This window comes from Paenibacillus sambharensis (assembly GCF_003233845.1).
GTDB classification, from domain to species: Bacteria; Bacillota; Bacilli; order Paenibacillales; family Paenibacillaceae; genus Paenibacillus_I; species Paenibacillus_I sambharensis.
Genome location: NZ_QKRB01000053.1, coordinates 100,314 through 124,948 on the forward strand (window position 1 = coordinate 100,314; position 24,635 = coordinate 124,948).

The 24,635-nt window shown below is 53.8% G+C and carries 21 protein-coding genes and 2 riboswitches; of the genes, 9 read left to right on the forward strand and 12 right to left on the reverse strand.

Going from position 1 to position 24,635, the window contains the following annotated elements; genetic code table 11:
- Positions 1 to 298: 298 nt before the first annotated feature.
- From ytxC to metA, 5 genes are all read right to left on the reverse strand, one after another.
- The gene (gene ytxC / locus DNH61_RS18105) at positions 299 to 1,243 is read right to left on the reverse strand and encodes a putative sporulation protein YtxC (protein ID WP_111148094.1); all 945 of its coding nucleotides are present in this window, start codon (positions 1,241 to 1,243) and stop codon (positions 299 to 301) included.
- A gap of 276 nt (positions 1,244 to 1,519) precedes the next feature.
- The gene (gene mqnC / locus DNH61_RS18110; RefSeq protein WP_111148095.1) at positions 1,520 to 2,656 is read right to left on the reverse strand and encodes a cyclic dehypoxanthinyl futalosine synthase; all 1,137 of its coding nucleotides are present in this window, start codon (positions 2,654 to 2,656) and stop codon (positions 1,520 to 1,522) included.
- Positions 2,657 to 2,821: 165 nt separating this feature from the next.
- Entirely contained in the window at positions 2,822 to 4,012 is a 1,191-nt protein-coding gene (locus DNH61_RS18115) for a trans-sulfuration enzyme family protein (protein ID WP_111148096.1), read from the reverse strand.
- A 7-nt stretch (positions 4,013 to 4,019) separates the two neighbouring features.
- On the reverse strand, positions 4,020 to 5,177 hold the full coding sequence (locus DNH61_RS18120; protein ID WP_111148097.1) for a PLP-dependent transferase: 1,158 nt from the start codon (positions 5,175 to 5,177) through the stop codon (positions 4,020 to 4,022).
- A 35-nt stretch (positions 5,178 to 5,212) separates the two neighbouring features.
- Complete coding sequence (gene metA, locus DNH61_RS18125) at positions 5,213 to 6,130, reverse strand: homoserine O-acetyltransferase MetA (protein ID WP_111148098.1); 918 nt, start codon at positions 6,128 to 6,130, stop codon at positions 5,213 to 5,215.
- A 114-nt stretch (positions 6,131 to 6,244) separates the two neighbouring features.
- Positions 6,245 to 6,348, reverse strand: a riboswitch (SAM riboswitch).
- Positions 6,349 to 6,805: 457 nt separating this feature from the next.
- Here metA and corA point away from each other — a divergent pair.
- Positions 6,806 to 7,741, forward strand: coding sequence for a magnesium/cobalt transporter CorA (gene corA / locus DNH61_RS18130; RefSeq protein WP_111148099.1), 936 nt, complete (start codon positions 6,806 to 6,808; stop codon positions 7,739 to 7,741).
- Positions 7,742 to 7,840: 99 nt separating this feature from the next.
- On the opposite strand, the gene DNH61_RS18135 is transcribed toward corA, so the two are convergent.
- Positions 7,841 to 9,190 carry an MFS transporter gene (locus tag DNH61_RS18135; protein ID WP_342771457.1) on the reverse strand — a complete coding sequence of 450 codons (1,350 nt, stop codon included), beginning with the start codon at positions 9,188 to 9,190 and terminating at the stop codon, positions 7,841 to 7,843.
- 210 nt (positions 9,191 to 9,400) lie between these two features.
- Here DNH61_RS18135 and DNH61_RS18140 point away from each other — a divergent pair, with 210 nt between their 5' ends.
- From DNH61_RS18140 to DNH61_RS18155, 4 genes are all read left to right on the forward strand, one after another.
- Positions 9,401 to 10,516 (forward strand): sugar-transfer associated ATP-grasp domain-containing protein, encoded by a 1,116-nt coding sequence (locus DNH61_RS18140; RefSeq protein WP_111148100.1) that lies wholly within the window; start codon positions 9,401 to 9,403, stop codon positions 10,514 to 10,516.
- Positions 10,517 to 10,686: 170 nt separating this feature from the next.
- Positions 10,687 to 11,589, forward strand: a complete 903-nt coding sequence (locus tag DNH61_RS18145; RefSeq protein WP_111148101.1) for a LysR family transcriptional regulator — start codon at positions 10,687 to 10,689, stop codon at positions 11,587 to 11,589.
- A 76-nt stretch (positions 11,590 to 11,665) separates the two neighbouring features.
- Positions 11,666 to 12,475: a histidinol-phosphatase gene (locus tag DNH61_RS18150; RefSeq protein WP_111148102.1), complete on the forward strand. Its 810-nt coding sequence runs from the start codon at positions 11,666 to 11,668 to the stop codon at positions 12,473 to 12,475.
- Positions 12,476 to 12,741: 266 nt separating this feature from the next.
- The gene (locus DNH61_RS18155; RefSeq protein ID WP_111148103.1) at positions 12,742 to 13,632 is read left to right on the forward strand and encodes a DMT family transporter; all 891 of its coding nucleotides are present in this window, start codon (positions 12,742 to 12,744) and stop codon (positions 13,630 to 13,632) included.
- Positions 13,633 to 13,728: 96 nt separating this feature from the next.
- On the opposite strand, the gene DNH61_RS18160 is transcribed toward DNH61_RS18155, so the two are convergent.
- Positions 13,729 to 14,127 (reverse strand): DoxX family protein, encoded by a 399-nt coding sequence (locus tag DNH61_RS18160; protein WP_111148104.1) that lies wholly within the window; start codon positions 14,125 to 14,127, stop codon positions 13,729 to 13,731.
- Between the two features lie 179 nt (positions 14,128 to 14,306).
- Here DNH61_RS18160 and DNH61_RS18165 point away from each other — a divergent pair, with 179 nt between their 5' ends.
- The gene (locus DNH61_RS18165) at positions 14,307 to 14,615 is read left to right on the forward strand and encodes a winged helix-turn-helix transcriptional regulator (RefSeq protein WP_111148105.1); all 309 of its coding nucleotides are present in this window, start codon (positions 14,307 to 14,309) and stop codon (positions 14,613 to 14,615) included.
- A gap of 187 nt (positions 14,616 to 14,802) precedes the next feature.
- On the opposite strand, the gene sdhB is transcribed toward DNH61_RS18165, so the two are convergent.
- Genes sdhB through DNH61_RS18180 form a run of 3 tightly spaced genes read right to left on the reverse strand, consistent with a single transcriptional unit; the run spans position 14,803 to position 18,032 of the window.
- Entirely contained in the window at positions 14,803 to 15,567 is a 765-nt protein-coding gene (gene sdhB, locus DNH61_RS18170) for a succinate dehydrogenase iron-sulfur subunit (RefSeq protein WP_111148106.1), read from the reverse strand.
- A gap of 2 nt (positions 15,568 to 15,569) precedes the next feature.
- Positions 15,570 to 17,327, reverse strand: a complete 1,758-nt coding sequence (sdhA, locus tag DNH61_RS18175) for a succinate dehydrogenase flavoprotein subunit (RefSeq protein ID WP_111148107.1) — start codon at positions 17,325 to 17,327, stop codon at positions 15,570 to 15,572.
- Between the two features lie 24 nt (positions 17,328 to 17,351).
- Complete coding sequence (locus DNH61_RS18180) at positions 17,352 to 18,032, reverse strand: succinate dehydrogenase cytochrome b558 subunit (protein WP_111148108.1); 681 nt, start codon at positions 18,030 to 18,032, stop codon at positions 17,352 to 17,354.
- 193 nt (positions 18,033 to 18,225) lie between these two features.
- Here DNH61_RS18180 and DNH61_RS18185 point away from each other — a divergent pair, with 193 nt between their 5' ends.
- Positions 18,226 to 19,143, forward strand: a complete 918-nt coding sequence (locus tag DNH61_RS18185) for a LysR family transcriptional regulator (protein ID WP_111148109.1) — start codon at positions 18,226 to 18,228, stop codon at positions 19,141 to 19,143.
- 83 nt (positions 19,144 to 19,226) lie between these two features.
- On the opposite strand, the gene DNH61_RS18190 is transcribed toward DNH61_RS18185, so the two are convergent.
- The gene (locus DNH61_RS18190; RefSeq protein WP_111148110.1) at positions 19,227 to 19,889 is read right to left on the reverse strand and encodes a potassium channel family protein; all 663 of its coding nucleotides are present in this window, start codon (positions 19,887 to 19,889) and stop codon (positions 19,227 to 19,229) included.
- 136 nt (positions 19,890 to 20,025) lie between these two features.
- Positions 20,026 to 20,212, reverse strand: a riboswitch (cyclic di-AMP (ydaO/yuaA leader).
- A 270-nt stretch (positions 20,213 to 20,482) separates the two neighbouring features.
- On the opposite strand from DNH61_RS18190, the gene DNH61_RS18195 reads away from it, so the two are divergent.
- The gene (locus tag DNH61_RS18195; RefSeq protein WP_181438770.1) at positions 20,483 to 22,141 is read left to right on the forward strand and encodes a CPBP family intramembrane glutamic endopeptidase; all 1,659 of its coding nucleotides are present in this window, start codon (positions 20,483 to 20,485) and stop codon (positions 22,139 to 22,141) included.
- On the opposite strand, the gene uvrC is transcribed toward DNH61_RS18195, so the two are convergent.
- On the reverse strand, positions 22,113 to 24,092 hold the full coding sequence (gene uvrC / locus DNH61_RS18200) for an excinuclease ABC subunit UvrC (RefSeq protein WP_111148328.1): 1,980 nt from the start codon (positions 24,090 to 24,092) through the stop codon (positions 22,113 to 22,115). The genes DNH61_RS18195 and uvrC overlap by 29 nt on opposite strands.
- A gap of 267 nt (positions 24,093 to 24,359) precedes the next feature.
- Between uvrC and DNH61_RS18205 the strand changes: the two genes are divergently transcribed.
- On the forward strand, positions 24,360 to 24,506 hold the full coding sequence (locus tag DNH61_RS18205) for a YqzM family protein (protein WP_235287097.1): 147 nt from the start codon (positions 24,360 to 24,362) through the stop codon (positions 24,504 to 24,506).
- The last annotated feature ends 129 nt before the right edge of the window (positions 24,507 to 24,635 follow it).

The window sequence follows — 24,635 nt, forward strand, 5'->3', positions numbered from 1 at the left end:
ACGAGTGCTTGTATACCCGTGGTTCCACCCTGATTCGACAATGCACGGCCCTCCATTCCCGGTTCGTCATGCATTATCCTTCATTGACCATCACGTAACGGTGATGAACCGGTACAGCCTACCCACCGGATTAACCGGCTTCAGCCATACAGCTCCAAAGGGGTATTCCGTGCCTCGGTTACGGGAGGAAATTGCAGCCTCGTTTCCTCTCTCTGAGCCGTACCTTGTAAGCCGAAACATGTCTTTGTCGTTGCTGATGAAACAAATTATACCTGCTAAAGGCAGGACTGGTCAAGGGTCAGGTCAGCCTTTGGTCACGCGGCTGAACATGTCCGTCGAATGCCGGGCGGCATGTCCGGCAGCTGGTGCAGATCGTAACCCGGCTGTCGAATATGGACTCAATGGTCCGAATCACCTGCTGTTCAGGCTCTCGTGTGTGGATGATGATCTCCTGCGGCGATATCGAGATCAGATTGCTGACCACCATATCTTCGACATTCATTTCAGCTTCGAGCATATCTGCCACAATCCGGTCGACCTGCCGATGCTCGATTGGCTCGTACTGGGCATCGTAGAAGGCAAAATCGTTGTCATTGCGGTGAATCACATGCAGCAGCTCCAGCTTCGGCTCCTGCAGGCATACGAAATATCGCAGCAGCGAGATAAACTCCTGATACTGTTTGTCCATGACGAATTCGTCCACCGCATATTCAACCACTTCCCTCAGCTCCTGCCAATAGGAGGACAGGCGGAAGGTTATGAAGCCTTCCAGATGGACGCGATGCTGATTGGCCAGAAATTGCTCCAGCTCCCCGGCAATCAGGCTTTTCCGGCGGGCCTTGGCTTCGGGATCCCAAAGCATGCCTGCCTCTTCATCCGAATCTGCTTCAGGTCCGTCCAGCTGCTGACGGCAGTGCCATATAATACGGTCCAAATCTTCATCATGTTCATACCGGAACTGTTTGCGGGCAATCGTACGAAGAAGTAACGGTTCCGTCTCCGTCATAATATAAGCCGCCATCCCGCTGGCGGCCAGGGAATGAACCAGCTTGCGGTTGGTGTCCGTAGCTGCGGCGGGTGTCCGGCTTATATACGCAAGTCTTCCGTGATCTGCGTCCACTTCCCAGTAACCGATATCGGCTGTCTCACGATGCAAATCCGCGAATGCATCCGATAAACACCGGGTTAAACAGGAGAGCTTCTCTTCAGACACGGCTCCCAGGGTAACCGCAAATAACTCCATACGCTCACTCCTTTCCGTTACAGTATATGGTCCCTGCTTAGCGGATATACAATGAAGGGTGTGGAATGACTGAAAAGGTTTAACAGCTTGCGGCCACTTTCCAGCTGCTGCCAGCTTATATCTTCTTTAACCACAACCGTATGCTGTTTAATAACTGGATTAACAGATGCGCCAAATAAAAAAACGCCAGTCTGTGCCCCTCCCGGGATAGGGAGAGATCTGACTGGCGTTGCCAAGCCCCGCAGCTAGTAAGAGATGAGGCGGGGAAGGGATGAATTAATTCTGCATGATAAAGTCTGTGCTCGCTGCTTCGGATTCATGATACGTCTTCAAGATCTCATACCGCGTGTTGCGCTGGGCCGGTATCTTGCCGCATTCACGGATCAGCTGGAGGATCAGCTGAATGTTGACCTTGTGGGTCGTGCCTGCCGCCGATACAACGTTCTCTTCAATCATCGTGCTGCCAAAATCATTGCAGCCGTAGCTCAGGGACAGCTTGCCGATCTCCGGTCCCATCGTTACCCATGAGGACTGAAAATTGTCGATGTTGTCCAGCGTCAGCCGGCTGATCGCCAATGTCTTCAAGTACTCCTCCGGGGATGCCTTCTCACGCTTCATGTTCGTGTTATCCGGCTGGAACGTCCATGGAATGAAGGCCAGAAAGCCCTTGGAGTTATAGCCGTTTTGGATACACTGATCCTGCGCTTCGCGTACCCGGTGAATATGAAGCCCTCTCTCCTCCATCGATTCGCCGAAGCCGATGACCATGGTCGCGGTCGTGTTCATTCCGATCCGGTGGGCGGTCGTCATGACCTCCATCCAGTCCTCCCACGTACCCTTAAGCCGGCTGATCTTCTTGCGCGTACGGTTGTCCAGTATCTCGGCACCGCCGCCGGGCAGCGAATCAAGGCCCGCTTCATGCAGCTGGCGGACGACCTCTTCGAGGGACAGCCCATCCGAAACATCCTTCATCTTGCGAATCTCTGCAGGCGAGAAGGAATGCATGGTAATGCCCGGGAACCGCTGCTTGATCCCGCGCAGCAGGTTCGTATAATACGAGAACGGAAGGTCCGGATTCGTTCCGCCCTGCATCAGAATTTCCGTACCGCCAACATCAATCGTCTCCTGGATCTTCTGGAAGATCGCCTCGTCAGGCAGCACATAGCCTTCCTCCGAGCCCGGCTTGCGGTAGAATGCACAGAACCGGCAGTATACATCACACACATTCGTGTAATTGACATTGCGTCCCACAACGAAAGTCGTGACCGGCTCCGGGTGCTTCCGCAGCATAATCTGATTGGCCGCGTGGCCCATCTTCTCAATCTCGTCTGATTCAAACAGCGTTATCGTATCTTCCAGGCTGAGACGTTCCCCGTTCAGCGCTTTATCCAAAATGCGGTCTACCTGCTGCATGCCGCTGCCTCCTTACCATATCCCGCCTAATCAGGCGGAAACGCTTAATAGCGCCGTGCGTGAAACCCGCACAGCCAACCCTGTTGTTCACACTACTGATGGTAACACAAACGGTGACCCCCGTCATCTACCCGGGAGTCACCGCCTGCCAGCCGTTATAAGTGATCATGAGCGCAGCGCCTGCTCCAGGTCTGCGATCAGATCGTCTATATCCTCAAGGCCCACCGAGTAGCGGAGCAGCCCGTCCGTTATTCCCCGCTCATGGCGGACCTGCTGCGGCATTGCCGCGTGCGACATCATGGCCGGATAGGACAGGATGCTCTCCACCGCGCCAAGGCTGACAGCTACCAGAGGCAGCTGCACCCTGCTCAGCAGTGTCTTGGCCCGGTCCCCGCTGCCCACGTCAAACGAGACGACAGCGCCATAACCCTTCGACTGCTTCTCGTGCACCTCGCGGCGCGGGTGATCGGCAAGCCCCGGATAATAGACTGCGCTGATCTCAGGCTGTTCGGACAGCCACTCGGCCAGCTTCCGGGCTCCCCGCTCGCTGTGCTCCATCCGTGCCTGCAGCGTCTTCATGCCGCGCATCAAGAGCCAGCTCTCCTGCGCGCCCAGCACCGTGCCAAGACCATTCTGCAGCTGCTTGAGCCGGCGTCCCAGACTGTCGGTTGCTGCAACAGCCAGACCTGCAAGCACATCGCTATGCCCCCCGAGGAACTTGGTTGCGCTGTGCAGCACAATATCGACGCCCTGCTCAATCGGCCGCTGATGATACGGTGTCATGAACGTATTGTCCAGCAGGGTCAGGAGCTCATTCTCCTTCGCCCAAGCGGCTATCTCGGCGATACCGGTTATTTTCAGCGTTGGATTAGACGGTGTTTCCATGAAGACCGCCTTCGTGTTATCCTTGCGGGCAGCCTTGACAGCTTCGAAGTCCGTCATATCCACGAATGTCGCTTCAATGCCAAGCCTGCTGAGAATGGAAGTCAGGAGCCGGTATGTACCTCCGTACACATCCTCCGTCACAATCATGTGATCCCCGGCCGACATCAGCAGACATGCGGTCGAGATAGCCGACATGCCTGACGAGAATGCAAAGCCGCGCGCTCCGCCTTCCAGCTGGGCTATATAGTCCTCCAGAGCCTGCCGTGTCGGATTGCCCGACCGGCTGTAATCATACTCCGGCGGATTGAAGATATCATGGTGGTGAAAGGTGGATGCCTGGTAGATCGGAACGCTGGATGCGCCCGTTGTCTTATCAATTTCCCCGCCAAAATGGATCAGTCTGGTCGCGAACTTCCGGTCCCCGCCTTCCTTGCCTGTGTCGCCTTGTCCGTTAACTGGCTGCTCTCCCACTTCGCAATCACTCCCCGATTTCCGAATAAGCGGCTTCTAAAGCCTGACTAAGATCTTCTATTATATCATCTGCATGCTCGATTCCGACCGAGAAACGCAGCAGGCGGTCATCCACTCCGACACGGCGCCGAATCTCCTCCGGAATATCCGCATGGGTCTGGACAGCCGGATACGTCATCAGCGATTCAACCCCGCCAAGACTCTCTGCGAAGGCGATCAGCTTGATATGCCGCAGAATCGGCTCCACATAACGCGCATCCTTCACACGGAAGGAGAAAATGCCGGTATTGCCGGACGACTGCCGGCTTTGTATGTCATGTCCTGGATGATGCGGCAGCGCCGGATAGAACACCTCCGCGATAGCCGGATGCTCCAGCAGATAGCCCGCAACTCGCGTGGCGTTATGCTGATGGCGCTCCATCCGCAGGGCCAGCGTCTTCATGCCCCGCATCAGCAGCCAGGAATCCTGTGCTCCGAGCACGGCACCAATCGAATTGTGCAGGATAAACATCTGCTCAGACAGCACCTTGCCCTTGGTTACGATCAGTCCGGCCAGCACATCATTGTGTCCTCCCAGATATTTGGTCGCGCTGTGAACGACGATATCTGCCCCGAGCTCGATCGGACGCTGGAAGAACGGAGTAAGAAGCGTATTGTCCACAATAACCAGCAGGTCCTTGCTCTTCGCCCATTCACTTACACGGGCCAGATCGGTAATCATCATAAGCGGGTTCGTCGGCGTCTCAATCAGTACCGCTTTCGTATTCGGAGTCCGCAGCGACTCAAGCGCATCGATATCATTCGTATCCACATAAGAGGCCGTTACCCCAAAGCGGGACATAATCTGCTCAAGCAGGCGGTAGGTGCCGCCATAGAGATCCAGCGAGACAAGCAGGTGGTCACCCTGGCTAAACAGCGCGAATACAGTCTGCAGGGCTGCCATGCCGGAGCTGCATGCGAAGCCTGCATCCCCGCTCTCAAGCTCAGCGGCTGCATCCTCAAGCACCTTCCGTGTTGGGCTCTTCGTACGGGCATAATCAAAGCCTGTACTCTCCCCAAGCCTCGGGTGGCGGAATGCGGTTGCCGGATAGATCGGGAAGCTGACAGCACCTGTAACAGGTTCCTGAACAGAGCCGATTTGTGCCAAACGGCTTTCGATTTTCATGGTCGGATAACTCCTTCTATATGGATTAGCGCCGGCTATATGCCTGCGCCCAGATCATATGGGGTCTGCTGGTAGACATAGTAATTCAGCCAGTTGGAGTACAGCAGGTTGGCATGCGCCCGCCAGGATGACAGCGGCACACGGGTAGGGTCATCGCCTGGAAAATAGTTCTTCGGCAGATTGACGCGCAGGCCCTTCGCCTTGTCACGGTCATACTCCCACTTCAGCGTATACGGGTCATACTCGGAATGGCCAGTTACGAAAATCTGCTTGCCGTCTTGGGTCGCTGCGATATAGACGCCGGCATCGTCAGACTCAGACCAGATTTCCAGCTCCGGATGCGCTTCGATGTCTTCACGTCTGACATCCGTGTGCCTGGACTGCGGGACATAGAACTGCTCGTCGAAGCCTCGCAGCAGCGGCACGTTCCGTTTGGTGATCGTATGCGGGAAGACACCGAATATCTTCTCGTCCAAATCATATTTCGGCACGCCGAAGTGGTGGTATAAGCCTGCCTGCGATCCCCAGCATATATGAAACGTTGAGGTTACATGACGGCGGGTCCAGTCCATAATATCCTTCAGCTCTTCCCAGTACGTAACCTCCTCGAACGGCAGATGCTCAACCGGCGCGCCCGTAATGATGAAGCCGTCAAAATATTGATGCGCCACTTCATCGAAGGTTTTGTAGAACGATTCCAGATGCTCGAAAGATGTATTCTTAGATGTATGGGTTTTCGGATGGATGAGCACGGCTTCGACCTGAAGCGGCGTATTGCCGATCAGCCTCAGCAGCTGGGTTTCCGTCGTTTCCTTGGTCGGCATCAGGTTTAATATGCCTATGCGCAGGGGACGGATATCCTGGTGATAGGCGGTCGACTCATCCATAACGAAGATGTTCTCGTTCATCAGTATTTCTTTGGCCGGTAAACTGTCCGGTATCTTGATCGGCATTAATAATCACTCCTTAGTAGTAGACTCTGTCTCTGATACCTCGGTCGGAGCGAAGGCATGAACAAAAGCCCTTTCTCTGCAGAGAAAGGGCTCGAATGGTTGCATCATGCGCCTCTCTCATCTCTCAGAAACCTGTGTTTCCGCAAGAATTAGCACCGTGCTGTTCGCCGGTTGCCGGGCTTCATCGGGCTAGTCCCTCCGCCTGCTCTTGATAAGAAAGAATACTATTCAATTACGTGCTTCACTTAATGTACCGTATTCCTCAGTCCCCGTCAAGAACCTGGCTTGCCAGTACGAAAAATCACTGCTGGATGCGTATTTTCGTACAGGCACAGACGGGCCGAGCAAGCATACGATGGGGTAAGGCCCGAAGCCGTTTTTTTGCTTGAATGTGATAGGGGCTGAGAGTATACTAGACAAGGATTGACGCTTGTAACCAGGCGTCCGTACTACTACATGACAAAGGGGTGCTTGCAACATATGGAAGGCGACGGATCTGGGCCAGTTCCCATGCCAGAGTCGACGACCGGACACCGTCCGGGCTGCCGCATGCCGGCATATGCGCACCTGCCCTTTCACCCTTTGTAAGCGCAGCTTCGTGTAGTGCCGTACTGCCGCCTCCTGCCGGTGTCCTCCGTTCCAATGGGAACGAGCGGATGAAAGGAGTGAGCGCGGATGAAAATCCGTCTGGTTAACAACGGTGTATTTACGGTTCTGGACGATGTCCGGACCGCACTTAAGCCGCCTGCAGAAGGCTTCTACTGGATTGATGCCGATCTGGAGGATCTTGAAGTGCTGCAGCCGCTCTTCGGGCTCCATGACCTGGAGGTCGAGGACTGTCTCAATGATGAGGAGCAGCGGCCTAAGATTGAAGTTCATGAAGGCCATTATTTTATTGTCGTTAACAGCATCCGATTTGATGATGAAGAAATTTTCCTTCGTTCCCTGAACATTTTCCTCAGCAAGGGTTATATCATTACCGTGACCAAGCAGAAGATCAATGAGCTGCGCTCGCTGAAGCCGCTTCTGCTTGAAGAGAGGGTCAGCAGTCCCGACCGGTTCCTGTACTATCTTACCGACCTTGTCGTTGATAATTACTTCGTCGTTGGCGACCGGATCGAAGACCGGATCGAGAAGCTTGAAGAGGATATCCTCATGCACACCAAGAAGTCCCACCTCACCGAAATCATCGGTTTGCGTAGTGAGATTCTTTGGCTGAAGCGGGTTCTCGGACCGCAGCGGGAAGTGATCGGCACACTCAACAAGCGGGACCTGAAGCTGATCGATCCCGAGCTGCAAAAGTATTTTCGCGACATCTATGAGAATGCCGTCAAGGTTAGTGAAACCTTCGACACCTACCGCGATCTGATGGCCAACTTAAGGGAAGCCTATCAGTCCAGCATCGCCGGCCGGGCCAATGAAATCATGCGCGTCTTCACCGCGCTGACTACGATCTTCATGCCTCTGACCTTCATTACCGGGATATACGGCATGAATTTCGACTACATTCCCGGTCTGCATACGAAGGGCGGTTCCCTGATCCTGCTGACCTTCATGGTTGTAGTCGGCTTCGGGATGTTCTACATCTTCCGTAAGAAAGACTGGCTGTAGAAGGTCTTGCGGCGCCACCAATATCCCCTTTAATTCTTCTATATAGTAAGGGACAGTCCAAATCAGGACCGTCCCTTCTTTTATTACGGGCAGACCTGCTTAATGCGGCTCCTCCGCCAGAGCTTCGATGCGCCCCCTGGTGAAATCAACCCGCGCAAGCAGCAGCATCCCGATTACGAAGAACGCGAGCAGCGAGATAATAGCCAGCCTGCTTGATCCGGTAATCGTACCTGTTACCGAGAACACGAACGGACCGGCAACCGATGAGAATTTGCTCGACAGGCTGAGGAAGCCGAAGAACTCCGCTGATCGCGATGGCGGCACTAGGTTCGCATACAGCGACCTTGCAAGGGCCTGGCTTCCGCCCTGCACCAGTCCAACCAGCGTCGCTAATATGTAGAAGTGGACGGCTGATGTCATGAAATAGCCCAGGATGACGATCACCACGTAGACCGACAACGAGACATAGAGCGCCCGCTTCGCGCCGGAGCGAACGGCGAATTTGCCGAACAGCAGTGTGCTTGGAAAGCCGACAAACTGCGTGATCAGCAGCGCCAGAATAAGATCGCTGGTACCAATTCCAATGCCGCTGCCATATATGGTCGCCATTATAATGATCGTATTAATGCCATCATTGAAGAACCAGTAAGACAGCATGTACTTTAGCAGCTGGGGGTACCGCCGGATTCCCCGGAATGTCCTCCCCATATTGGAGAAGCTGGTGCGGACCACAGCGGATATCTTCATATTGACTGCCCGCGGCCGATCCTTCACATGGCGGAGCAGCGGAATGGAAAACAGCAGCCACCAGATCCCCACCGTGACAAATACGACCCGTGTTGCTGTGGTTTCATCAGGGAAACCGAACAGCGACGGATTGTTAATCATCACTAGGTTAATGGCCAGCAGCACCCCGCCCCCGATGTAGCCCATTGCATAGCCCTGTGAACTCACATAATCCCGCTTTTCCAGCGGTACCAGATCCGTCAGCAGCGCATCGTAAAAGGTGTTGCCTACGGAAAAGCCGATGGTGCCAAGCACAACGAGGATGGAGGCAAGCTGCCAGCCCCCTTCCCCGACAAGTCCCATAGCCGAAGCGGAGATCGAGCCGAGGATCGTGAAGCCAGCCAGGAACCTGACCTTCGAACCGCTCTGATCCGATATGGCGCCAAGAACCGGAGAAAGCAGCGCTACGAACAGCATGGCAATCGTCTGCGTAAAGCCCCAGTAATTTTGAGGCATATTGCCCGGCAGCGTCGAGGCTGCGACCTTCTCGTAGTAGATGGGCATAACGGCCGCGATCATCGTGGTCGCATAAGCCGAGTTTGCCCAGTCATACATAATCCAGGAACGAACCGCCCGTTTATTCACTTCTGTTAATTCCCTCCCATTCGTCTTGCGCCTGCCCTGCACGGGAAGCCGTCCTGTCTGCAAGCGGTAGAATGACATTTCGACGGCTTCTCTTCCATTCCTTTTTATCATTTTTGTAAAACGAGCAGTTTCGACGGGGTTCCGCAAAAGAAGTTCTCTATCGACAAATTAGATCCCTTGTTGTTTGAAAATGGCGCCACTATAATATACCTGACCAAAATATGGGACAAAACACTACAAATACTCATCTTTTCCACCAAATATGGTCAACACGGGAGGAAAACAGCCATGATTGCACAAACCGTCATGCGGACAGTCCGCAGAAGCGGAAAGACGATCCAAACTGCCATGAAACGCGCCAAGTATAAGAACAAAATTGCATCCATCGCCCGTTCCAACGGGAATGTCGGCACGATACAGCAGGAATACAGCCAGCGGATTGACCTATACTGGGAGCAGCACTACGGGAGCAAAATTAAAAAAGCCTGGCATCAGGCCTATGCCAGCGTCAACGGGGTGTTCGACGAGCGGTATATTCCCGAGGATGTCTATTATATTGAGATCGAGCCCAAGCTTAACAGGCGTGAGCTGTTCAAGGCCTATGTGGACAAGAGCGGCTACGAACGGATCCTGAAGGGCTACCTGTCACCCGAGACCATACTCAAGAACAGGAACGGGTATTACGCAGACGGTTCGGATGCCCCGCTTTCCCTGGAGGATGCGGAGAAGCGCCTTCTCGCACGGAACGGGATGTTCTTCATCAAGCCGAGTATCGAAAGCGGCGGAGGCAAGGGTGTGGAGGCCCTGTATATTGAGCAGGGACGTATCCGCTTCCGTGATCAGCCGGCTTCATTCTCTCAGGTGGCCGCTTATTATGGCAGAGACTTTATTGTCCAGGACAAGCTGGAGCAGCATGCCGTCCTGAACGGCATTTACCCCAATGCCATTAACACGCTCCGCATCCTGACTCTGCGGCTGAATGGGCGTATTCATCTGCTGTCCACGCTTGCCCGCTTTGGCAATCAAGGAAGTGTCGTCGATAACCAGGCTGCAGGCGGCGTCTCATGCAGCGTTCACCCGGATGGCCGGCTGAACACCTATGCTATAGACAAATATGGACGCAAGCATCAAGCCCACCCTTATACGGGTGCCGTATTCGGCGAAAAGGTCATACCGAAATATGAACAGGCGGTTCAGCATGTATTCGACCTTCATGCACAGCTCCCCTACTTCGACCTTGTCTCCTGGGACATTGCTGTTGACCCGGAAGCAAGGCCGGTCCTGGTCGAGCTGAATCTCATTGGGCAGGAAATCAATTTCCATCAGTTTAATAATGGACCGCTGTTCGGCGATCTTACTGATGACATTCTACTTCTTCTTAAGGAAGGCAAGGGAGCGAAGTAGCAAGACAGCCACCAAAGCACAAGCGAGCAGCCTGCGGCCGGTATAACGGGGCAGGCTGACTGCTTGTGCTTTTTTTCTCACGAAATTGCCGCCTGTAACGGAATGACCTATAATAGAGGAAGTATGCCGATCGGAACGAATACCGCGCTGCGGCCGAAGGAGGGGTGTACATGAATATCAGCCAATTGGAAACGCTTCTGACAATTTCGAAGACAATGAGCTTCCGGAAGGCGGGGGAGCTGCTCAATCTGACTCAGCCTGCTGTCTCAGCCCAGATCAAGAGCCTCGAGGATGAATTCAAGACGGTTCTTATTGACCGGAATCAGCCTGTGACCCTTACGGACAGAGGTCAGGTGTTTCTGGAACATGCCGAGCGTATTCTTGCCATCGTCGAAGAGCTCAAGCAGAAGCTATCCGACCTGAATGAAACACCGCAGGGCCATATCATACTTGGCACCACGTCATCCATCGCTATTCAAATCCTGCCTCGGGTATTATCGTATTTTCAGGATCAATTCCCTATGATCAAGACAACCATCCATACCATGCCGTCCTCTCAGGTAATGGCGAGCGTAGAGAACGGGACACTGGACATCGGGATAACCTACTTATCCGAGCGCAACCCAAACCTGCTTACCTCTGTGCTGTACTACGACACATTCGAGCTTGTTGTTGCGCCCGACCACCCGCTCAGCGGACTGAAACATATCACCGTGGACAAACTAAAGGACATTCCGTTCATTATGCTCTCCCCCGATACGCTCGGCAGAAGATTCGTGGATCGGCTGTTCAAGCAGTATGACATACAGCCCAACATCGTAATGGAGCTGTCGAGCAGCGAGGAGGTCAAGCGGATGGCGGAAATTAACCTCGGGGCAGCCATTGTCTCCAAGCAGTCCATCGCCAATGAGCTTAGGCTGGGCACGCTGCGGATGATCAAGGTCAATGAACTGGAGCTCAGTCACCCGGTTGGCGTGGTGTATAAATCTGGGCGTTATCTCAACTCGGCCATGCAGCAGTTTCTGAGCGACTTGAAGGGCATGCCGGAGGACCACTTTATAAGCAGCGAATAGCGCAAGCAATCCCTCCCGCCCTGCTGCTGGAGGGACGCTGCTGTATGATTACATATTTAAGGAGGCGCAACTCAAGATGAAATTTGATCTGCATACCCACCATCTCCGCTGCGGCCATGCCGAAGGGACTATTGAAGATTATGTTCAGGCGGCAATCAAAGCCGGGCTGCAGGTAATTGGAATATCGGATCACTCGCCGTATTTCGCCCACAAGGACGACCAGCCCCAGCCAGGGATTGCCATGGCGCGCAGCGAATTTCCCCGCTATGTGGAAGAAGTGCTTCGCCTTAAGCAGCAGTACAGCGGCCAGATTGAAATATTGCTCGGCGTGGAATCCGACTTTTTCCCGGATCAGGTGGATGCTTACAAGGAAGCGTATGCCCGTTACCCCTTCGACTATATTATCGGCTCTGTCCACCAGACCCGCGGGGTCAGCATCTTCAATCGCAACCGGTGGAAGAAGCTGTCCGATGCGGAGCAAATTGTGGAGAAGAAGCATTACTATGACCTGATCGCGCAATCCGCACGCAGCGGCATGTTCCAGGTGCTCGGACATATTGACGCCATGAAGGGGTATTACCCGGCCTTCTCCGCTATTAAGGCTGATGAGGCCGTTGATGAAGCTCTGCGGACGATCGGTGAGTGCGGAATAGCCATTGAGATTAATACGTCCGGCAAAACAAAGGATGTCGGCGGCTGGTATCCATCCGATGCCATGCTGGAGAGAGCCCTTCACTTCGGCGTTCAAGTCACCTTCGGTTCAGATGCCCACGTTCCAGCGCGCGTTGGGGACGAGTGGGAGCTTGTGCGCAGCAGGCTGAAGGAGATTGGGTTTACCCAGTGGGTATTCTACCGGAGCAAGCAGCCCGTTGCCGTCCCGCTGTAACCGTGAGCCAATTCCTCTATACAAAAAAAGTGGACCCTGCCGCGTCGGCCGGGTCCCAAGTGTCTTATATAAAAAAGGGGGTCTTGTTTATTATAATAGCCCACCTGTGTGAAAAGCGGGTAACAGGAACATTTCAATTGTGTTACATACCTATACAAGTCTTTCCATCTAAATGAACGGCAGTGCAATCTGCCGGTTACGCCCAGGAGGCCCTTATTTATGCACGTGTATCACACGCTTAATTATTCCAAGGAAGCATCAACAGCATGTGGATCTTAACAGCAGCCGGCAGCGCCATCCTGTTCGGCTTTGCCGGGCTTGGCATGAAGCTGAGCCAGACGATGAAAGGCTCGATGAATCAGCTGCTGCTCGGGCTGTATTTGTCCGGCACGCTGGGCTTTGGCCTGCATCTGATTATCACCGGGGGCTCGGTGTCCTGGAGCGATTGGCGGTTCTGGACCGCCTCGCTGATTATCGGGGCAGGCTCCGCATGGGGAAATCTGGTCTTCATGAAGGCGCTTGAATATGGACCCGCAAGCTTGACTGCTCCGCTGACCAACATGAACATCGCTGTCGTTGTGCTCTTCTCTACCTTCTATTACCGTGAACCGCTTGGACTGGGCGAGCTCTGCGGCATCATGCTGCTGCTTGCCGCTGTCATGCTGCTCTCCATCAGGCGCAGAGAGAAGCTGACTTTGTCGGACAAGCGGTGGTTCTTCTATGTCGCTGCTGGTATCGTACTGTTCACCCTGCGTAATGGAGGCCTCAAGGTCACGGAGGAGATGGGGCTGAACAGCACGCCGATTCTGCTGATCGGCTATGCCCTGTCAGCGCTGTGGTTTCTGCCGTATGTTGTGCGGGAACGCCAGCCGGCACCCCCGGCAGCCGCTTCGCGTGAGCTTGCGGCAGGCCGCCGCTGGACCGGTATGTACTGGGGGCTGGCAAGCGGCATCTTCTCCTATGCCGGGCTGCAGCTGTATGCGAATGCGCTGGCAGCGGGCAAAGCCAATATCGCTGCCCCGATCTTCGCCACCAACAGTCTGGTCGTTGCTCTAGGAGCCATTGTCCTGCTGCGTGAACGGCTTACCGTTCTCCAGACGGCTGCGCTTTGCTTCACGATGGCCGGCATCCTGCTCATCCGTATGTTCCAGAGCTGACAGGACCCTTGGCGCATGAATAACAAAGTACACAACCCCCTTGCACCAAATCGCTGTATGCGTGAGGAGCAAGGGGGTTGTGTGTAACGAAAATCGTTAACGCAGTACCGCATCCAGGGCCAAATCCCCCGCCCCTGTCAAGGCCAGACCAACTACAACGGCGAGCAGTACCAGATTGTATTCATAGCCGTTCTGGGTCGCCCACAGGCCGTTAGGACCGTGTACCTTAACAATAGAGACAATCATGGCTCCGCCAATCAGAACAGCTGCTACAGGCATCCACAGACCTAAGCCAAGCAGAAGCCCGCCGATCAGTTCCGACAGACCCGCCGCAACGGCCATAGCCGCTCCCGGCTTCATGCCCATAGATTCAAACCAGCCGCCGGTCCCTTTAATGCCATATCCGCCAAACCAGCCGAACAGCTTCTGCGCACCGTGACCCACAAACAACAAGCCGATAATGACTCGAATAATCAGCAATCCTGTATCCATCATCTTAATTCTCTCCTTCATCCTTTTGCTTTAGTTCCTTACGGATATTCACATCATAATTTAGTCACTTACATAAGTCAAGTAGATATTTTTTATTTAGTTATGATAAATTTGTTAACCGCACTCTTACCTTTTAGCAGCTATCGTGGTACAATAGAGCATATAAAGTGGGGTGAGAATCTGTGGACTACTCAAGAATGTGCCCGAAATACGAATCCGCAGCCGAACTGCTCGGAAAGAAGTGGACTGGCCTCATCATCCGTGTACTGCTCGGCGGACCCAAGCGGTTCAAGGAAATAAAGGAACAGATTCCGGAGATGAGCGACAAGATGCTGACCGACCGTATGAAGGAGCTTGAACTGCTCGGTATCGTCAAACGGAACGTATACCCTGAAATGCCGGTTCGTATTGAATACGAGCTGACCGAGAAGGGACGCGGCCTGGAGCCCGTCATTCAATCGATTCAGCAGTGGGGCGAGCAGTGGATGTAAGCGTCTCATTTTCTTCTCTATACAGCCTGTACGAATAAGAAGACTGCCTCTGCACCTTTAGTGCCTGGCGGTCTTCTTCTGTATTCCCGGTCTTCTCTCACAGCTCACTGTGACGGTTAATTGCCCATGCCCATGTATGAATAAGAGGCGCCCGGAATCCGGGCGCCTCTTGATTATTATTATGGTATTACATGCCAAGCCATTTCTTGAACATATGCTTGCTTGTGTCCTTGTTCAGCGCTGCTATCGAGGTTGTGAGCGGAATTCCCTTCGGGCAGGCGCGCACACAGTTCTGCGAGTTGCCGCAGCCTTCAATGCCGCCGTCATCCATCAGGGTCTCCAGACGCTCATCCTTGTTCATCTCACCAGTCGGGTGGGCATTGAACAATCGAACCTGCGATAATGCCGCTGGCCCAATGAAGCTGTTCCGGTCATTCACATTCGGACACGATTCAAGACACACGCCGCAGGTCATGCATTTGGACAGTTCATACGCCCATTGGCGCTTCGTCTCTGCCATCCGCGGGCCCGGGCCAAGATCGTAGGTCCCGTCGATTGGAATCCACGCTTTTACCCGCTTGAGTGCGGTAAACATGCGCTCACGGTTAATAACCAAGTCACGTACTACCGGGAAAGTCCGCATTGGCTCCAGCCGGATCGGCTGCTCCAGCTTGTCGACCAGGGCCGTACAGGCCTGGCGGGGCTTGCCGTTAATGTTCATCGAGCAGGCGCCGCATACTTCTTCCAGGCAATTCGATTCCCAGCATACCGGCGAGGTTTCCTTGCCTTCTGCGTTCTTCGGCGTCCGCTGAATTTCCATCAGTGCACTGATGACGTTCATGTTCGGACGGTACGGGATCTCGAAGGTTTCTTCATACGGCTTCGTTTCCGGTGAATCCTGACGCGTGACTACCAGCTTGATTGTCTTTGCTGCTGTTGTTGTTTGCGCCATGGTTATTCTCCTTTCTTCTTGTCGGTCGAGTAATCACGTTTACGAGGCGGGATAAGCGACGCATCAATATCTTCATACGAAATTTGCGGGCCGTCAGCCGTCCATTTCGCTTTGGTTGTCTTCATGAAATTCTCATCATCCCGTTCCGGGAAGTCCGGCTTGTAATGCGCGCCCCGGCTTTCGTTCCGCAGCAGAGCGCCGAGCGTCATCGCTTCGGCCAGCTCCAGCATGTTCCACAGCTGACGGGTAAAGGCCACGCCTGCGTTGTTCCAGCGGGATGTATCGTGAATGTTGATATTCTGGTAGCGCTGCTTCAATTCCTTGATCTTGCCGATCGTCTCTTCCAGCTTGTTATTGTAACGAACGACCGTCATGTTGTTGGTCATCCACTCGCCAAGCTCCTTGTGAAGAACATAAGCGTTTTCCGTTCCGTTCATCTTGAGCAGGGACTCATAATTCGCCGCCAGGCGCTTCTGCTCCCGGTCAAAGACCGCAGAGGAAACATCTTCAACCGTCTTATTCAGACCGCGAATATATTCAACAGCCTTTGGACCGGCCAGCATCCCGCCATAGATAGCGGATACCAGTGAGTTCGCGCCAAGACGGTTCGCTCCGTGGAACTGGTACTCGCACTCGCCTGCAGCGAACAGACCCGGGATATTGGTCATTTGGTTATAATCGACCCACATGCCGCCCATCGAATAATGGACTGCCGGGAAAATCTTCATTGGAATTTTGCGCGGATCATCGCCCATGAACTTCTCATAGATTTCGATAATGCCGCCGAGCTTGATATCAAGCTCCTTCGGATCCTTATGCGAAAGGTCCAGATACACCATGTTCTCGCCGTTAACGCCGAGCTTCTGGTTTACACAGACATCGAATATTTCACGCGTTGCGATATCGCGCGGCACCAGGTTGCCGTAAGCCGGATACTTCTCTTCGAGGAAGTACCATGGCTTGCCGTCCTTGTACGTCCATACCCGTCCGCCTTCACCGCGTGCAGACTCGGACATCAAACGCAGCTTGTCGTCACCAGGAATGGCTGTCGGGTGAATCTGGATGAATTCGCCGTTCGCGTAATAAACGCCCTGCTGATACACGGCACTAGCCGCTGTTCCGGTGTTAATGACGGAGTTGGTCGATTTGCCGAAAATAATACCCGGCCCGCCTGTCGCCAGGATGACCGCGTCAGCTGCGATGGTATGAACTTCCATTGAGCGCAGATCCTGGCCCGTAATCCCCCGGCATACACCGTCATCGTCTACCACAGCGCCGAGGAATTCCCAATGCTCATACTTCTTCACAAGCCCCGCTGTCTCCCAGCGGCGAACCTGCTCGTCCAGAGCGTACAGCAGCTGCTGCCCGGTAGTCGCTCCGGCAAATGCGGTACGGTGATGCTTCGTGCCGCCGAATCGGCGGAAATCAAGCAGACCTTCCGGTGTCCGGTTAAACATGACCCCCATCCGGTCCATCAGGTGGATGATGCCAGGTGCGGCTTCACACATTGCCTTGACCGGGGGCTGATTCGCGAGGAAGTCCCCGCCATAAACTGTATCGTCAAAGTGCTCCCACGGGGAGTCGCCTTCGCCTTTTGTATTAACCGCTCCATTGATGCCGCCTTGTGCGCATACCGAGTGGGAACGCTTCACTGGCACCAGTGAGAACAAATCGACGTGCATGCCGGCTTCGGCTGCCTTGATGGTTGCCATCAGGCCGGCCAGCCCGCCGCCCACGACGATGATTTTGTTTTTAGCCATTTCGATTCGCTCCTTGTTCTCAGACTAACCGATATTCACAAGCGACCGCACTGCGTCGATTGCTGCGCTCGCTTCCTTAAATTCGTCTCCGCGGAAAGCAGCCAGCGATGCCAGGAACATAGCCGTAACTATGACAAATACGCCCATCCATATATAGGAGGAAACACGCTGTGCTCTCGGTCCAACTGTAATTCCCCAGCTTACGAGGAAAGCCCACATTCCGTTAGCAAAGTGGAATGTTGCAGCCACTACGCCAACTACGTAGAAAGCAAAGAAAAACGGATTATTGGCAATGTCATGCATGGATGAGCCCAGCTGTTCATGTGTGACATTCCCCACAGCTACCTGGAAGCGTGTCTGATAGACATGCCATACAACGAAGATAAAGGTGATCACACCCGAGATCCGCTGCAAAGCAAACGCCCAGTTGCGGCCATATTGAAATTGTCCGGTGTTAATATTGGATTGATAAGCGATGTACAAGCCATACACCCCATGGAACAGCAGCGGCAGCCAAATGCCGAACAGTTCGAGGAAAAACACAAGCGGCAATCCGTTCAAGAATGCTACCGCATCTTTGAAACCTTGAGGACCCCCCTCAACAGCCGCAAAATTCGTCAGCATATGTTCAACGATGAACAAGCTGAGCGGAATCACCCCTAAAAGTGAGTGAAGCCTGCGCGAGTAATACGAATTCCCTTTCATACGTAAGCGTTCTCCTTTCCGGACTGGACATGCTTCTAAAGCCATTTACCATTGTACCCTTCACTTATGAGAGCGTCAACAAATGGCTGGACACAGAATAGCCACAGTTTCCATGCTACTCCTTTTTCGCTTATAATGGAACTGCCGATATGGTATATCGACTTATAACCAATTGTCATATGCGGAGGGTCCTATGCTCGAAGAACTTCATATATTCGCCGTCGTTGTTGAACAATCCAGCTTGAATAAGGCTTCCGTGCAATTAAATTTGTCACAACCGGCTCTCTCCCGAAAAATCGCAAAGCTGGAGGAAGAGCTCGGCGTTGAGCTGTTCAGGCGGGTAGGCAAACGTCTGGAGCTGACCAAGCTGGGGCAGCTTACCTACGATTACGCGCTCGAAATGCGGCAGCGCCATTTTCGCTTCCTGCAGTCACTGTCCGAATTCGGCTATGCCGCCAAGACATCGCTGATGATCGGCGCCAGCCTGACCACACTTCAGACGACGCTGCCCGATCTGATACAGGTCCTGCACGAAGCCCATCCCGAGGTGGATATCAAGGCAGTGACCGGCAAGACGCATGAAATCGTCTCGCTCGTGCGCGAGAACAAGGCGGATATTGGCCTCGTCGCCTCCTCCATTGATGATCCGGCGCTGCACTGCGTGCCGCTCTTCGATGATCACCTGGAGCTCGTCATGCCCAAGTGCCATTACATCGCAGATGCAAGCGGCATTAGTATGCGAATAACGGATCTGAACGGCCTGCCGATGATTCTATTTGCCAAGGGGACCTGGTACCGGATTATGACAGATGAGCTGTTCGCCAAGTATGACCTGAAGCCGGATGTGCGCATGGAGATCGATTCCTTCGAAGCTATACTCCGGCTGATGCATACGTGCAGGGCCGCCACGCTGCTGCCCAAATCCTACATTAGAGAACGCATGCTCGCCGATAACGACCTGACCGTAATACCCGTGAAGGAGCTCCTCGGAACCAAGCGCACAACCTCCCTCATTCATCACGGCAGCGAAGACATGAACCCTGCTGTGCGGCTCTGGATTGATGAGATTGCGGCCTATTTTGCCCGCAGGTCCATGAGCCAGCCCGTGTAGCCGTGCCACGCCAAAAAACGCCGCTGCAGTCCATCGTTGGTAAGACACAGCGGCGCCAATTTTCACGTATATAGTCCAGCGGCCTAACGCACGATCGCTTCCTCAAAATCCTCAATCTGCTCATTCGTGCCAATTACGACCAGCACATCCTTCTCAGCAAGCACATCCTCCGCAGTAGGCGCAATAATAATGCCTTCCGGCTTGTTGATTGCCACAATGCTGCAGCCGAATTTGGCCCGCGGATTGAGCTCATGCAGCGACACGCCGCACAGGCACTTAGGCACTGCAAGCTCGGCGATCGTATAATCTTTGGAGAGCTCGATATAATCAAGCAGATTTGGGGATACCAGCTGGTGAGCCACCCGGATGCCCATATCACGTTCCGGATAGACAACCCGGTCCACTCCGATTTTCTCCAGCACTCTGCCATGCAGCTCGCCCACCGCCTTGGCCACAACCTTCTTCACACCGAGATCCTTCAGGAGAATTGTCGTCAGTATGCTCGCCTGGATATCATCTCCGATCGCGATTACGCCGCAATCAAAGTTTCGGACTCCAAGGGAGCGCAGAACATCCTCATCCGTTGAATCCGCGACGACGGCATGTGTAAGCACGCTGCTCATCTCATCGACCATCTCTTCATCCTTATCAATGCCGAGCACCTCATAGCCCAGCTCAATAAGCTCACTGCCAATCCCTGATCCGAAGCGTCCAAGCCCGATGATGACAAACTGATTTTTCCTCATAGCTTCGTACTGTCTCCAATCTATCCCAAGTAATGGTCTATCTCTCTCTTATTACCACAACCGAGCATTCCGTATCGTACCGAAGACCGTTTTTTGGGCATCAAAAAAAGCACTGGAACTCCAATGCTTATCGCGCGAGCCCTGTTCGGACAGCCTACGAGGTTAGCTGACGGATTCGGGCGCGAACAGACGCCCTATCCGGCACAACACGGCTCTATAGCTCACCGGTGACCGGAATTCACCCCACACCGCCTGGACCCCTATCATCCTGACAGCATTTATGGTTCCCCCGTTTTCAACATGAAATTCGGCTGTATATTCAGTTGGACGATCGTGAATCTCTCAGTTATGGTCTACTAACCATTCCGATTATAGCGGCACCCCCAAGCAAAACACAAAACGAATTTTAGCTTAATCCCGGTCATAGAACAGGATATACGCGCTTTTTTGCGATAAAAACCTGCTCTATCTTGTATTATTGGCCGATTATCTCGCTGAAGGTTGAGGTAATGAAAGTAAGCGATTGGAAAATATAATACAGGGTATGTTATCGTATTGTGTAAATGAAATTCAAAAAAAGAAGAGGTGTAGGCATGCAGCAGCTGCATCAGGAGCCCCATTGGAAAACCTTATACATCTGGGGTTCAATTTGTTTAGCCATATTTATTTTCTTTCAGATTTTACCTTCCACAAGTTCCTTTTTCAGCAGCGAGAGCAAGCCGATTATTAAGGAAAAGGCAGCGGAGCAGAAAGCTGCTGATTTTGTGCGTGAGCAATTTAACGCTGATGTGCATTCGGCTTCTACTGTCTATATGGCAGACCGTGACCTCTACGGCTATCTTGCCAAGGAGAAACTGACTAAGGACTTTGACAAGCAGTACAGCAGCCAATTTCCTACCGAAACCTACCAGGTGAACGTCCGTTCACACATCCCTCCGGAATCTAAGCAGCGTTCCATCTTCGTCCATGTCAATATGGAGAGCGGGGAGATCGTCGGCTGGAACGCCATCCCGGAAGGTGCCTTGTCCCCATGGACCAGGGCGGACAGCGAGGCAGCCGACCTGGCTGCGCGTTCATTCTTGCAGGAACGCGGCTTCCGCGGCGAAGAATTGAAGCTGATGCCTGTTCCGTCCCAAGACGGCTCACTCGTCTACCAGGCGGCCGGCTACACGCTCGGAGATGCGAAGCTGTTCCTACATATAGATGCGGCGCTTGGCGAAAGCCAATCTGTTCTCATTACCCGTTATAAGCCGCAGTTCCAGCCGCCTGAAGGCTACGTGAGCTACGTGGAGAAGCAGGATCAGATTGCCGGCCTGCTGACGCTTACCGGCTATATCGGCATGAGCGTTGTCCTGTTCATTCTGGCTATCATTTACGCCATCCTGTACCGCAGACATACCTCCTTCGCACGAGGCTGGCTGCTCGCCGTTATCTTCTTCCTGTTCTACACCGTGAATAATATCAACATGATGGACGGTGTCGAAGCCACACTAGGAGAGATTGAGAATGCGGCACAAATGGCCTGGCTTGGCACGATTGTAACCACATTTATTATGGGCATCATGGCCGTAAGCGTCTATATCTCGCTTGTCGCGGGCGATGGGCTATGGCGCGGGATGGGCCGCAACCTGTGGCCGCGCTGGGGCGAGTCCGGGTATGGCGACCATGTCTGGACTTCCATGAAGACCGGCTACTGGATCGCTTTCATTTTCCTCGGGCTGCAGACGCTCATCTTCCTCTTCCTGGAGATGGGCACGGGTGCCTGGGCTACAACCGATGTGTCCCAATCACCGATTAATTTCGCGTATCCGTGGCTGTTCCCGATTCTGGCGTGGTGTGCGGCCATATCCGAGGAAGCGATCTACCGGCTGTTCGGTATTGCTGTCTTCAAGCGCTGGTTCCGCAGCACCTATGCGGCCGTTATTATTCCAACGATCGTCTGGGCGCTTGGCCATGTCGCTTATCCGATTTACCCATGGACTACAAGGCTTGTGGAGCTAACGCTGCTTGGCCTGCTGTTCTGCTTCGTGATGCTGCGTTACGGCTTTATAGCCGCCCTGTTCGCTCATGCCGTCATTGACCTGGTGCTGATGGCTGTCTCCCTGGTATTCATGGGCTCAGCCGAGAACATGGCTGCAGCTGTCTTCTATATTCTGCATCCGATTGCGCTGGCTTGGCTGATCCGCTATTTGCATAACAAAAGAAAGCCGCGGCCCGGCGGGGTCACGGCTCCTCACGAAGCGATTCAATAATTTGGGCGGCAAGCTTGTCGCCGATCGAGAGAGGCCGGAAGTCTTCGACTGAGGCCTCTCTTATTTTTTTGATGGAGCCAAAATGCTTAAGCAGCAGCTTCCGCCGCTTCTCTCCGATCCCCGGTATCGCATCCAGCCTGGAGGCGATCATCGACTTCGCTCTCGTATCCCTGTGGAACGTAATCGCAAAGCGGTGAACCTCATCCTGTATGCGCTGCAGCAGGTAAAACTCCTGGCTGTCCCGGCGCAGCGGCACAATAGCCGGCGGATCGCCCGTCATCAGCTGGGCCGTCTTGTGCTTGGCATCCTTCACAAGTCCGCAGACTGGAATGAAGAGGCCAAGCTCATTCTCCAGCACATCCACTGCCGCGCTGATCTGCCCCTTGCCGCCATCCACAACGATCAGATCGGGTGGCTCGAGCGACTCCTTGAGCACCCGCTCGTACCGCCTGCGAATAACTTCACGCATCGTTTCGTAGTCATCAGGACCCTGTACGGTCCGCACCTTATACTTCCGGTACTCCTTCTTATCCGGCTTGCCGTCAGTGAAGACGACCATAGCCGATACCGGATCGGTACCCTGGATATTCGAATTATCGAACGCTTCGATCCGGCGTACGGAATCAAGGCCCAGATAACCGGCAAGCCCTTCGGCCGCTTTCACACTGCGTTCTTCGTCCCGCTCAATAAGCCGGAATTTCTCATCCAGCGTGACCTTAGCGTTATTCATCGCCATCGCGACAACTTCCTTCTTGCGGCCGCGCTGCGGCAGGACAACCTTGACGTGCAGCCACTTCTGCAGGGCACTGCGGGCATCCTCTTCTCCCTCGTTCAGCTCCCCGCTATCCTGCTCTGCTCCGGCAGCACCATCTGCCGCCTCCGGCTCCTCATCCAGCCTGCCGATTGCGGCAGTGAGGCTTCCAGAAGTCTCAGGGCTCTCTTCATTACCGCTGCTTCCTTCGGCAGCTGAACCGGCAGCTTCAGCGTCTAGAGCCCGTGTCCCCGTATCCGGCATCCCCGGCAGGAAAATCTCCTTCGGCAGTGCAGGATTATCGCTGTAATACTGGGACACGAACGACATAAAGTCATCATACGGCTCGCCGTAATACGGGAAGGTGGAAGCACGCCGCTCGATCAGCTTGCCCTGGCGCATATACAGGATCTGCACGCACATCCAGCCTTTATCCGTTGCGAAGCCGAAGATGTCCCGGTCCATCGCATCGGCGAGCGTGATCTTCTGCTTCTCCATAATGGCGTCGATCGAGGCGATCTGATCACGGTATTCCTTGGCTCTCTCGAACTCCAGTGCCTCAGCCGCCGCCTGCATCTTGTCCTTCAGCAGCTCTCTGACATCGGCATGGCCGCCATTGAGAAACTTCGTGATTTCCTGCACCATGTCCTCATATACTGCCTTATCCACCTCGAACTCGCATGGCGCCACACATTGGCCCATGTGATAGTACAGGCACACCTTGTCGGGCAGCGTCTTGCATTTGCGCAGCGGATACAGCCGGTCCAGCAGCTTCTTCGTCTCCTGGGCCGCATAAGCGTTCGGGTACGGGCCAAAATATTTACCCTTATCCTTCACGACACGGCGGGTAACCTCAAGCTTCGGGTGCGCTTCGTGCGTAATTTTGATATACGGGAACGTCTTGTCGTCCTTCAGCAGCACATTGTACCGCGGATGGTACTGCTTGATCAGGTTGCACTCCAGAATGAGCGCCTCCATATTGCTTGAAGTAACGATATATTCAAAATCGCGAATCTCCGACACCAGCTTCTGGGTCTTCGCGTTATGGCTTCCGGTAAAATAAGAGCGGACGCGGTTCTTGAGCACCTTGGCCTTGCCGACGTAAATGATCGTGCCCTCCGCATTCTTCATCAGGTAGCAGCCGGGCTGGTCAGGCAGCAGTGCAAGCTTGTTGTGAATCGTCTCCGATACACGCCGCATCCCTTTGCCTGTTTCCCCGGCCGGTCTGTCGTTCTTGTTCACGGCCCTCTCCCTTTCTCCTGACCTAATCTCCCATCCTTTATTGTACCATAGAGAGGGAGTTAATGAATTAAATCACACCTGCTTCCAACTTTTCATACCCGCCTTCTTTACAAGTTGTCGTCCCGTTGGGTATACTAGTAAGAGTTGTTAACCGGGCTGAGTGCAGCAGTGCTCCCGGGCATTTCCAGGCAGCGGACACTGTCTTATATGAAGGAGGATATGCAGATGGAGAATGTACAAGATCCGCGCGAGCATATTAACGAAGAGCCCAGACACGATTTCGCGGACGTTGCGAACGGCTTCGCAGGCATGTTTGGCTTCATGTTCGTCGTGTTTGCCGCAGCAGTTGTCATCAAGTATCTGATCTCTTAATCTACCACAACAATATGCCCCGTTTCGGCTTAACAGGCCGGACGGGGCTTTTTCGTGCAGAATTTGGAGAGAGGTTTCTGTTGACGCCGCCCTCTCCTTGTATAAGCCAGCGGTGGGTCAAAAGAAGCA